Source organism: Streptomyces sp. NPDC000983 (assembly GCF_040299205.1).
GTDB lineage: Bacteria > Actinomycetota > Actinomycetes > Streptomycetales > Streptomycetaceae > Streptomyces.
In genome coordinates, this window is record NZ_JBEPBM010000029.1 from 1 (window position 1) to 10,202 (window position 10,202).

10 protein-coding genes are annotated in these 10,202 nt (G+C 74.1%); 4 read left to right on the forward strand and 6 right to left on the reverse strand.

The features are described 5' to 3' along the window. Window positions 1-92: 92 nt before the first annotated feature. The 3 genes from ABT296_RS27735 to ABT296_RS27745 are packed head-to-tail and all read right to left on the reverse strand — an operon-like array spanning window position 93 to window position 2,589. A complete protein-coding gene (locus tag ABT296_RS27735) occupies window positions 93-767 on the reverse strand; it encodes an ABC transporter permease (protein WP_351931382.1) in 675 nt (224 codons plus the stop codon). Continuing rightward, a complete protein-coding gene (locus ABT296_RS27740; protein WP_351931383.1) occupies window positions 764-1,414 on the reverse strand; it encodes an ABC transporter permease in 651 nt (216 codons plus the stop codon). Before ABT296_RS27740 ends, ABT296_RS27735 begins: the two co-directional genes overlap by 4 nt. After that, on the reverse strand, window positions 1,411-2,589 hold the full coding sequence (locus ABT296_RS27745; protein WP_351931384.1) for an ABC transporter ATP-binding protein: 1,179 nt from the start codon (window positions 2,587-2,589) through the stop codon (window positions 1,411-1,413). Before ABT296_RS27745 ends, ABT296_RS27740 begins: the two co-directional genes overlap by 4 nt. Before the next feature lie 195 nt (window positions 2,590-2,784). Between ABT296_RS27745 and ABT296_RS27750 the strand changes: the two genes are divergently transcribed. Next, the gene (locus tag ABT296_RS27750; protein WP_351931385.1) at window positions 2,785-3,585 is read left to right on the forward strand and encodes a class I SAM-dependent methyltransferase; all 801 of its coding nucleotides are present in this window, start codon (window positions 2,785-2,787) and stop codon (window positions 3,583-3,585) included. Window positions 3,586-4,195: 610 nt separating this feature from the next. On the opposite strand, the gene ABT296_RS27755 is transcribed toward ABT296_RS27750, so the two are convergent. From ABT296_RS27755 to ABT296_RS27765, 3 genes are read right to left on the reverse strand one after another with little or no spacing between them, the layout of a single operon-like run. Beyond that, entirely contained in the window at window positions 4,196-4,930 is a 735-nt protein-coding gene (locus ABT296_RS27755) for an FAD:protein FMN transferase (protein WP_351931386.1), read from the reverse strand. A gap of 1 nt (window position 4,931) precedes the next feature. Beyond that, window positions 4,932-5,357, reverse strand: coding sequence for an FMN-binding protein (locus ABT296_RS27760; protein WP_351931387.1), 426 nt, complete (start codon window positions 5,355-5,357; stop codon window positions 4,932-4,934). 10 nt (window positions 5,358-5,367) lie between these two features. Next, on the reverse strand, window positions 5,368-6,708 hold the full coding sequence (locus ABT296_RS27765; RefSeq protein ID WP_351931388.1) for a ferredoxin reductase family protein: 1,341 nt from the start codon (window positions 6,706-6,708) through the stop codon (window positions 5,368-5,370). A gap of 158 nt (window positions 6,709-6,866) precedes the next feature. On the opposite strand from ABT296_RS27765, the gene ABT296_RS27770 reads away from it, so the two are divergent. From ABT296_RS27770 to ABT296_RS27780, 3 genes are read left to right on the forward strand one after another with little or no spacing between them, the layout of a single operon-like run. Then, window positions 6,867-7,556, forward strand: a complete 690-nt coding sequence (locus ABT296_RS27770) for a response regulator transcription factor (RefSeq protein ID WP_351931389.1) — start codon at window positions 6,867-6,869, stop codon at window positions 7,554-7,556. Continuing rightward, window positions 7,553-9,007: a sensor histidine kinase gene (locus ABT296_RS27775; RefSeq protein WP_351931390.1), complete on the forward strand. Its 1,455-nt coding sequence runs from the start codon at window positions 7,553-7,555 to the stop codon at window positions 9,005-9,007. The genes ABT296_RS27770 and ABT296_RS27775 overlap by 4 nt, the downstream gene beginning before the upstream one ends. A 52-nt stretch (window positions 9,008-9,059) precedes the next feature. Next, window positions 9,060-10,049, forward strand: coding sequence for an NAD-dependent epimerase/dehydratase family protein (locus tag ABT296_RS27780; protein ID WP_351931391.1), 990 nt, complete (start codon window positions 9,060-9,062; stop codon window positions 10,047-10,049). The last annotated feature ends 153 nt before the right edge of the window (window positions 10,050-10,202 follow it).

Consider the following 10,202-nt stretch of genomic DNA (forward strand, 5'->3'; position numbering starts at 1 on the left):
CCGCGTCTTATCCGCCGGTCGCCACCACGGGGGGGGGGGGGGCCCCCTACCCCCCCCCCCCCGCCGCTTTCGTGCGGTGTCCGGTGCGGTGTCTAGCCGACGCCCGCGCTGCGGACGCCCCGGGAGACCGTCAGGCGGGCGACCGCCCAGAACAGGCCCAGGGTGGTCAGCGCCATCGCCGCGACCAGCGTCGCGCCGCCCACGACCTTCTCGTAGTCGCGCTGGTAGAGGCCGTCGACGATGTAGCGGCCGAGGCCCCCGAAGCTGACGTAGGCGGCGATCGTGGCCGTCGAGACGATCTGGATCGCGGCCGAGCGCAGTCCGCTGAGGATCAGGGGCAGGGCCACCGGCAGTTCCACCCGCAGCAGGACCGCCGTCTCCGTCATTCCCATGCCGCGTGCGGCGTCCACGGGGGCCGGGTCCACCGAGCGCATGGCCTCGTAGGTGGTGACGAGGACCGGCGGGATCGCCAGGACCACCAGGGGGATCATCACGGGGGCCATGCCGAGGCCGAACAGGATGAACATCAGGACCATCAGGCCGAAGCTGGGCAGGGCGCGGCCGGCCGTGGCGATCAGTGCCACGGTGTTGCCGCCGCGGCCGGTGTGGCCGGTGAGCAGGCCGACCGGCAGGCCGACGGCGGCGGCGATGCCGAGGGCCATCAGGGTGTAGCCGAGGTGCTCGGCCAGCCGGGTGGGGATGCCGTCGTAGCCCTGCCAGTGGGCGCTGTCGCCGAAGAAGTCGCCGATGTGGTTGAGGACGTTCATCGCGTGGCCTTCCGGGGCATCCAGGGCGTCAGCAGCACGCGTACGGCGATCAGGGCCGCGTCCACCAGGATCGCCAGGACGGCGGTGCCCACGACCGAGAGCCAGATCAGCCGGGGCTGGTTGTAGATCAGGCCGCTGTTGAGCATGTTGCCGAGGGCGCCCTGGTTGCCGATCAGCATGCCGACGCTGACCAGGGAGATGCTGGAGACCGCCGCCACCCGCAGCCCGGCGATGATCGCGGGCGCCGCGATCGGCAGCTGCACCTGGAAGTAGCGGCGCAGGGGGCCGAAGCCCATCGCCGTGGCGGCGGCCAGCGTCTCCTGCGGTACCGAGCGGACGCCGTCGACGATCGCCGGGACCAGCACCACGAGGCTGTAGACGGCGAGCGGGATCATCACGGTCAGTTCGGACAGGCCCGTGTAGTCGATGAGGACCACGAAGAACGCGATGGACGGGATCGCGTAGAGGACCGTGGTCACCCAGAGCACCGGCGGGTACAACCAGCGCAGCCGGATGCAGAGTTGGGCGACGGGCAGGGCGACCAGCAGTCCGGCCAGCACCGGGAGGAGCGCCTCGCGCAGATGGAGGGCGATCAGTCCGGGGTAGGTGTTCTGCAGGTCGCTCGGCAGGTCGAAGAACTCGCTCATGGCGCGACCTTCTCGGTCCTCGTACCCCCGGGCGTGCCCTGCGCGCCTCGCGCGGCCCGCGCGTCGCGGGCGCTGCGGGCGTGGGCGCCGCGGATCGCCTCGCCGATGGTCTGCTGCGAGACGACGCCGGCCGCCCGGCCCTCGCCGTCCACCGCGACGGCCCAGCCGGTCGGGGAGAGCACCGCGCAGTCGAGCGCGGCCCGCAGCGAGTCGGTACCGGCCACGAACGGCCGCCCGTACGGCAGGAGTCGGGCGGGCTCGATCCGCCCCGCCGTCAGCTCCCGCGGTTCGGCCCAGCCGAGCGGGCGGCCGTCGAGGTCGGTGACGAGGAGGTAGGGGGCGTCGGCCTTGTCGCGGGCGGCGAGCTGCTCGGCGGTGGAGTCGATCGCGGTGATCGGCGCGGTGAGCAGGTCGAGTCCCGCGGACGGGAAGAAGGACAGCCGCCGGATGCCGCGGTCGGTGCCGAGGAAGTCCTCGACGAAGGCGTCGGCGGGGTCGGTGAGCAGTTCGGCGGGGGGCGCGTACTGGGCGAGGTGCCCGCCGGTGCGCATCACGGCGACCATGGTGCCGAGCTTGACGGCCTCGTCGATGTCGTGCGTGACGAAGACGATCGTCTTGCCCAACTCCGCCTGGATGCGCAGGAGTTCGTCCTGGAGGCCCTTGCGGACGATCGGGTCGACGGCGGAGAAGGGCTCGTCCATGAGCAGCACGGGCGGGTCGGCGGCGAGCGCCCGGGCCACGCCGACGCGCTGCTGCTGGCCGCCGGAGAGCTGGTAGGGGTAGCGCTTGGCGAGGGTGCCGTCGAGTCCGACCCGGGTCATCAACTCCCGCGCCCGCGCACGGGACTTCTCCTTGCCCCAGCCGAGCAGGCGGGGCACGGTGGCGATGTTGTCCAGGATCGTGCGGTGCTGGAAGAGCCCGGCGTTCTGGATGACGTAACCCATCGAGCGGCGCAGGGTGTTGACGGGCTGCTGCTGGATGTCCTTGCCGTCGAGGAGGATGGTGCCCTCGCTGGGTTCGACCATCCGGTTGATCATGCGCAGGGTCGTCGTCTTGCCGCAGCCCGAGGGGCCGACGAGGACGGTGATGGCACGGTCGGGTATCTCCAACGACAACCGGTCGACCGCCACCGTGCCGTCCGGGTACCGCTTGGTGACTGAATCTATCCGTATCAAAACGCCGAATACCCTTCGGGTCTGGCAGAAGTCGCCCGCTTCCGGCCGGGGTTGAGCGAGCCGTTGCGGGATGAGTCTAGACCTCCTGTGCTGCGGCTCCTTTGCGGGTACGTGGCGTGATCCGTGCGGGTCGCCGGGGGCGTGCCGCGGCCCGGGATGCCCGCCGAAGCCGTCCGGGTCGGCCATGGTGGAGCCATGAGCGAGCAGCAGCGGTTCGACGTGTGGCAGGCCGGCCCCGCCTACGAGCGGCACATGGGCCGGTGGAGCCGGAGGGTCGCCGAGCGGTTCGCCGCCCTGTCGGGCCACGCGGACGGGCTGCGCTGGCTGGACGTGGGCTGCGGCACGGGGGCGCTGTCCACGGTGCTGGCGACCCGGTGCCGGCCGGCGCTGGTGCTCGGCTGCGACCGCTCCGAGCGGCTGGTGACGGCGGCCCGGGACCTGGGCCACGGGCCGGTGCGGTTCACGGTGGGCGACGCGCGGGCGCTGCCCGTGGCGGACGGCTCCTTCGACGCGGCGGTGAGCGGACTGACCCTCAACTTCCTGCCCGATCCCGCCGAGGGGGTCGCCGAGATGACCCGGGCGGTGCGGTCCGGCGGCCTGGTCGCGGGCTACGTCTGGGACTACGCGGAGGGCATGGAGCTGCTGCGCCGGTTCTGGGACGCGGCCGTGACCACGGACCCGGCGGCGGCCGAACTGGACGAGGGGCGCCGGTTCCCGGTCTGCCGGCCGGACCCGCTGCACGCGCTGTGGACGGGGGCCGGCCTGCGGGACGTGTGGGTCACCCCGGTCGTGGTGGCGACGGTCTTCACCGACCTCGCCGACCTGTGGTCACCGTTCCTGGCCGGCCAGGGCCCCGCCGCGGCCTACGTGGCCGCCCTCCCGCCCGCCGACCGGGACCGCCTCCGGGACACCCTGGCCACCACCCTCCCCGAACAACCGGACGGCACCATCGCCCTCACGGCCCGAGCCTGGTCGGTAACCGGCACCAAGCCCTGACCGGGCAGCTCGGCAGGCCCGTACGTCGCCGCGACCGTGAGCCACAACGCGGCCGGCAGCCCCCGGAACCCGCCGCACCGGGCCCACGCGGCCACCGCCAGGGGCCGAGGACCGAGCGAGCCATACCCCGCCCGTCACCAAGGGCCGAGAACCGGCTCCGCAAACCACGCCCCGCCCGGCGTCACCCGCGCCCGGAGCACACGACCCGCGAGCCGTGCCCGACCGGTCGGCAGGCACTGGTCCGCAGGCCGTCGCCCGCCCGCCGCCGGGGGCTGAAGTCCGTAGGTCATGACCCGGCGGTCACCCGCGGCCCGGCACAGCCATGACGCGCCCGCCAACGAGAAGTCCGTGCCTCGGGTTCGGCCGTGCCGGGTGCGGCGTCGACATCCCCGGGGCCGGAGCCGTCATCCCGCACTCGCCGCCGCCGTCCGACTGGACATCCGGAACCCCGCCCGCGCCCCGGGTCGGCCCTCGGCGCCGACCACCACCGCCCGCCGCGCTCTCGCGCCGCCGAGCGGACGGCGCCCCGCCGCGGGCCTCGACGGCGGACGCCGTCGGCAGCCCCGCGGCCGGCGTCGTCAGCCGCCCCGCACACCACCGTGCGCCCGGATCAGGCCGCTGCCGGGGCCGCCGTCGGCAGGCCGGGGGTTCGGAGGACCTTGTGGGTCGTGGTCACCGCGTAAGTCTCGCAGCCCGGGCGGGACGCCGCCCAGGCTGCGCCGGTGTGGCCGAGGGCGAAGGCCGCCGTGGCCGTGGTGTCGGCCTCCGTCAGGGTGGGGGCGACCACGGTGACGCTGAGGAGGCCCTCGGCGGGGCGGCCGGTGCGGCCGTCGAGGATGTGCGCGCCCCGCTCGTACAGCGCGGAGGTCGCGACCGCCGCGTCGGTGATCTCCAGGACGGTGCAGAGCCGGTCGGCGCGTTCGGGATGCCGTACGCCCACCCGCCAGGGCCCGCCGGCGGCGACCACGTCACCGCCGGCGTTCAGGCAGAACCGCCGTACGCCGGCGGCTCGCAGCCGCTCCGCCGCCCGCTGCACCGACCAGCCCTTGACGACCGCGCACGGGTCGAGTCCGCGGCCGGGCAGCCGTACGTCGAAGGCGCCGCCGGTCGCCACCCGGTACTCCTCGCACAGGGCGAGGACCTCGGCGAGGTCGGCGCTCACCTCGTCCGGGCCGATCTCGCCCCGGTCGAGCCGGGACACCTCGCTGCCGGGCCGGAACGGGCTGAACCGTCTCTCGACCTCGCGCAGCCAGGAGAAGACGGCGTCCACGGCCGCGGCGGGGACGCACTCGTCGTCCACCCGGAGCGAGACCGGGAAGCCCATCACCTGCTCGACGCGCCGCACGTCAGGCGCCGTGGGCGTCGAGCGCGGCCTGGAGGGACTCCCGGTAGCCGTCGCTGGTGACCGTCGCGCCGGACACGGTGTCGATGTCGGCGCTCTGCGCCTGGAGGGTCTCCTCGATCAGCGTCGGCACCGCGGCCGTCGTCTGGGGATGGTTCGGCTGCTGGAGCATCCGCACCGAGGCGATCTCGTCGCCCTCGAACGTCACCTCCACCTGGACGACGCCCTTCTCGGTGTCGACCGCGGTCCCCTCCACGACCAGGGCGGAGCTGCCGGAGGAGGAACTCCCGGAGGAGGCGGCGGCCGACGGGGTCGTGGCGGGTGCGGCGGCCTCGACCGGGGCGGTGGGCGCGCCCACCGACGGCTCGTAGCGCCACAGCGGGACGAGTCCGACCGCGGTCAGGACCAGGACGGGTATGGCTCGCTTCACGGTGTTCCTCTCATCCCGCCAGGCTGAAACGCTCGAAGTGGATCTGCGGCCGGGGCACGCCCAGCTCGCGCAGGCTGCCCAGGACCGCGTCCATCATCGGGGGCGGCCCGCACAGGAAGACGTCCCGGCCCGCGATGTCCGGCACCATCCGGGACAGCTCGGCCGGGGCCAGCAGGTCGGGACTGACCGGGCCGGTCACCAGGTGCAGCTCGGCGCCCCGGGCGCGGGCCAGCTCCCTCAGCTCGTCGTAGAGGACCGCGTCCTTGTCCGTGGCGACGCGGTAGACGACGACGGCGTGCCCGTGCAGTTCCTCCAGCAGCGCCCGGATGGGCGTGACGCCGACGCCGCCGGCGATCAGCACGGCCTCCGGGCGGGTGCGGTGCAGGGCGGTGAAGGCGCCGTAGGGGCCCTCGGCGAAGACCCGGGTGCCGGGCTTCAGACCGCGCAGGGCCGCGCTGCCGGCGCCGGCCGCCTTCACGGTGAGCCGGAGCGTACGGCCGTCGGGGGCCGCCGACAGCGAGTAGGGGTTCGCCTGCCACCAGCGGTCCTTCGTCAGGAACCGCCACAGGAAGAACTGTCCGGCGCGGGCCGGGAGCCGGTCCAGGTCGCGGCCGGTGACGTACACCGAGACGACGTGGTCGGACTCGGGGACGACCGCCGAGACGCGCAGCCGGTGGCGGGCGTTGCGCCACAGCGGGAGGACCACCCGGCCGGCCAGGACCGCGCCGAGGGCGGCGCCCCACAGGGTGTACCAGTAGGCGGTGGCGGCGGCGGAGGCGGTGAAGGTCGTACCGGCCGCGACCTGGTGGGTGAAGGCCAGCACCACGGCGAGGTAGGTGTACAGGTGGATGAAGTGCCACGTCTCGTACGCCAGCCGGCGCCGGGCCAGTCGGCCGGAGACCGCGCCGACCACGAGGATGATCACCAGCGCGGCGACGGCCCGCAGCACGCCCTCCACGGTCTCGGCGAGGTCGACGATCTGGCTCACCGGGTCGAGGCCGGAGGAGTCGGCGTAGCCGAAGGCGATGAACACGGCGTGCGCGAGCAGCGTCCACAGGATGCCGAAGCCGGTCCAGCGGTGCCAGGAGGTCAGCCGGTCCATGCCGATGCGGCGGTCCAGCCACGGCAGCCGGGCCACCAGCAGCAGCTGGAACGCCATCAGCAGGGCGCCGTAGAGGCCGGCCAGGCGGCCGAGGACGAGCAGGGCGTTGGAGGCGCCGAAGCCCGCGTCGACGAAGAAGTACGTCGCCGCGGCCGCGTTCGCGGCCAGCACGGCGTACAGGCCGGTTCGGGCCACCACCCTGGGGCGTATCGCCGTGGGGGGCGCGGGTGGTGATTGGACGGTCGTCACGGGCGGCAGCTCCTCGCTGGGGTCCGGGGGCCGGGGTACGAGCTTGTCCGCACGAACCTGTCGATGAGCTGTCGTACATCTTTCAAGTGGTTATCGATGTGCCCGGGGCGGGCGGTACCCCCTGTGGGGGACGCGGGGTGGTGAAGCAGTATGAGCGGGTGGAAAAAGTACGACTGCTCGTCGTGGACGACGACCCGCCGATCGCCGATCTCGTCGCGACGGTCGCCCGCTACGAGGGCTGGGAGGCGGTCACCGCGAACACCGGCGAGGAGGCGCTGCGCCGTGCCGCCGAGTTCGGGCCGGACATCGTCGTGCTCGACCTGATGCTGCCGGACGTGGACGGCTTCGGCGTGCTGGACCGGCTGCGCCGCTCCGGGACGATGGTGCCGGTGGTGTTCCTCACCGCCCGCGACGGTGTCGCGGACCGGGTGGCGGGGCTCACCCGCGGCGGCGACGACTACCTGGTCAAGCCGTTCGCGGTGGAGGAGCTGATGGCCCGGCTGCGGACGGTGCTGCGGCGCAGCGCCGGACCGGGTTTCAAGCGCTCGGTGCTGCGGGTCGGCGACCTGACCATGGACGAGGACACCCGTGAGGTGCGGCGCGGCGAGCGGCTGCTGACGCTCACCCCCACCGAGTACGAGGTGCTGCGCTACCTCATGCGCAAGTCGCCGACCGTGCAGACCAAGGCGCAGATCCTGGACCATGTGTGGGAGTACGGCTTCGGCGGGCGTTCCAACGTGGTGGAGCTGGTCGTCAGCCGGCTGCGCCGCAAGCTCGACGACACCGGCCCGCCGATGATCCACACCGTGCGGGGCTTCGGGTACGTGATCCGGCAGGCCCCCCGGTGAGGGGACGGCTGCGGCAGGCGTACGGCAGGCTGCGGCTCGGCACCCGGCTGGCCCTGGGGCTCGGGGCGCTGGCGCTGGTGGTGTTCGCGGTGGTGGGCACAGCGCTGACGACGTACATGCGGGACTATCTCTCGGCCCAGCTGGACCAGCAGCTGGCGCAGGCGCAGGTCGCCCAGTCCAAGAGCATCGCGGACTACGGCACGCTGTCGGGGAAGAAGTACTACCGCTGGTACTACGCGGTGTACGACGTCTCCGAGGGCGCGCCCGAGCTGCGCAGGCCGGAGGCGGACACGGATCTGCCGGCGGACGTCGACGACTTCACGGCGATGGCCCGGGCCCGGGTCGACGCCGACGAGGAGATCGTGCGCACCGAGCATCTCAGGGGCACGGGCCTGTACCGGCTGCGCGCCTGCGAGGTGGAGCCCGGGGTGGTGCTGGTCAGCGCGGCGCCGATGGACGACATCCAGGACACCGTCACGGAGCTGGTCACCATCCAGGCGGTGACCTTCGGGCTGGCGTTGCTGGCGCTGGTGGTGGCCGGGCGGGGGATGCTGCGGCGCGGGCTGCGGCCGCTCGGCGACATCGCGCGCACCGCGCGCGGCATCACCACGCACGACCTGACGGACTCGGCGCGGCTGTCGGTGCGGCACGACCGGCACGGCGGCGGACCCGAGGTGGAGGAGTTGCGGACCGCGTTCAACCGGATGCTGGAGCACATCGACGACTCGCTGGCGGTGCGCGCGGAGGCCGAGCAGCGGCTGCGCCGCTTCGTCGCGGACGCCTCGCACGAGCTGCGCACCCCGCTGATGTCGGTACGCGGCTACGCGGACCTCTTCCAGTACGCGGCCGCCAACGAGCCCGAGGAGCGTGACCGGCATCTGGCGCGGCTGCGCGCGGAGGCGGCGCGGATGGGTTTCCTGCTGGACGATCTGCTGCTGCTGGCCCGGCTGGACGCGGCGGAGGTCCAGACGCCGCTGCGGCCGCGGGAGACCGATCTGGTGGCCCTGGTCCGGGAGGCCGTGGACGCCTTCCGGGCCAGTCATCCGGGCCGCCCGCTGACGGTGGAGGCCGGTCCGGCGGCGCTGTCCGCGCGGGTGGACCCGCAGCGGATCCGGCAGGTGCTGGACAACCTGCTGACCAACGCGGCCGTGCACACCCCGCCGGGCACGGACGTCCGGGTCGCGGTGTCGGCCGCCGACGGCACGGCCCGGATCCGGGTCACGGACGCCGGTCCGGGCGTCCCGCCCGGCGACCGCGAGCGGATCTTCGACCGGTTCTACCGCGTCGACAAGGCCCGCAGCCGCGACCGCGGCGGCAGCGGCCTGGGCCTGGCGGTGGCCGCCTCGCTGGTCCGCGCGCACGGCGGCACGATCGAGCTGGTCTGCGAGCCGGGGTCGACGGAGTTCACCGTGTCCGTGCCGCTGTCGGCCGACGATCTTACGGACCGGTGACACGGGCGCCGTCGCACGGCCCGCACCCCGGTCGCCGCCCTAGCGTGGGCCCATGCGTGTACTGGTCACCGGCGGTGCCGGGTTCATCGGGTCCCGGGTCGTGACGGCACTGGCGGAGCACGGGCACGAGCCCGTGGTGTACGACGTCCGGGCCGACCCGGGGGCGGACGTACGGGATCCGGACGCCGTGCGCAGAGCCCTGGCCGGGGTGGACGCGGTCTGCCACCATGCGGCGATGGTCGGCCTCGGCGCCGGTTTCGGCGACGCGGCCGAGTACGTCTCCCGCAACGACCTCGGCACCGCGGTCCTGCTGGCCGCCATGGCGGAGAAGGGCGTACGGCGACTCGTCCTGGCCGGCTCGATGGTGGTGTACGGCGAGGGCCGCTACACCTGCGCCCGGCACGGCACGGTCCGTCCCGGGCCGCGTGCCGTGGCCGATCTGGACGCCGGGCGCTTCGAGCCCCGCTGCCCCGGGTGCGGGGACGACCTCGCACCGGGCCTCGTCGGCGAGGACGCGCCGGCCGACCCGCGTAACGTGTACGCCACGACGAAGCTCGCCCAGGAGCATCTGGCCGCGGCCTGGGCGAGGGCGACGGGCGGCCGGGCGGTGTCGCTGCGCTACCACAACGTGTACGGGCCGGGCATGCCCCGCGACACGCCGTACGCCGGGGTCGCCTCCTTCTTCCGCTCCTCGCTCGCCCGGGGCGAGGCCCCGCGGGTCTACGAGGACGGCCGCCAGCGGCGGGACTTCGTGCACGTACGGGACGTTGCGGCGGTCAACCTGACCGCGCTGGAGGCGGATTCACCGGAGGGCGCGCTGGTCGCCTACAACACCGGCAGCGGCGAACCGCACACGGTCGGCGAGATGGCCCGTGCCCTGGCCTCGGCGTTCGGCGGCCCGGAGCCGGTGGTGACCGGGCAGTACCGGCTGGGGGACGTCCGCCACGTCACGGCCGACTCCGCCCGCCTGCGCACCGACCTCGGCTGGCGGCCGAGGATCCCCTTCGCGGAGGGAATGCGGGAGTTCGCCACGGCGGACTGACCGGCCGGCGGAGGGTGTGCCCGGTGCCGACCGACCCGGCCCGCCACCGACCCGCCTCGACCCCGGGGCCCGAGAGACGGACAGCCCGCACAAGCGCGACGCACGCCCACGCGCGGCCAACACCCCTACACGGCCCGCCCCGAAAGCCGAGCC

Coding starts and splice junctions, on each gene's coding strand:
- ABT296_RS27735 (WP_351931382.1), bottom strand. CDS start 767: ATGAACGTCCTCAACCACATCGGCGACTTCTTCGGCGACAGCGCCCAC.
- ABT296_RS27740 (WP_351931383.1), bottom strand. CDS start 1,414: ATGAGCGAGTTCTTCGACCTGCCGAGCGACCTGCAGAACACCTACCCC.
- ABT296_RS27750 (WP_351931385.1), top strand. CDS start 2,785: ATGAGCGAGCAGCAGCGGTTCGACGTGTGGCAGGCCGGCCCCGCCTAC.
- ABT296_RS27780 (WP_351931391.1), top strand. CDS start 9,060: ATGCGTGTACTGGTCACCGGCGGTGCCGGGTTCATCGGGTCCCGGGTC.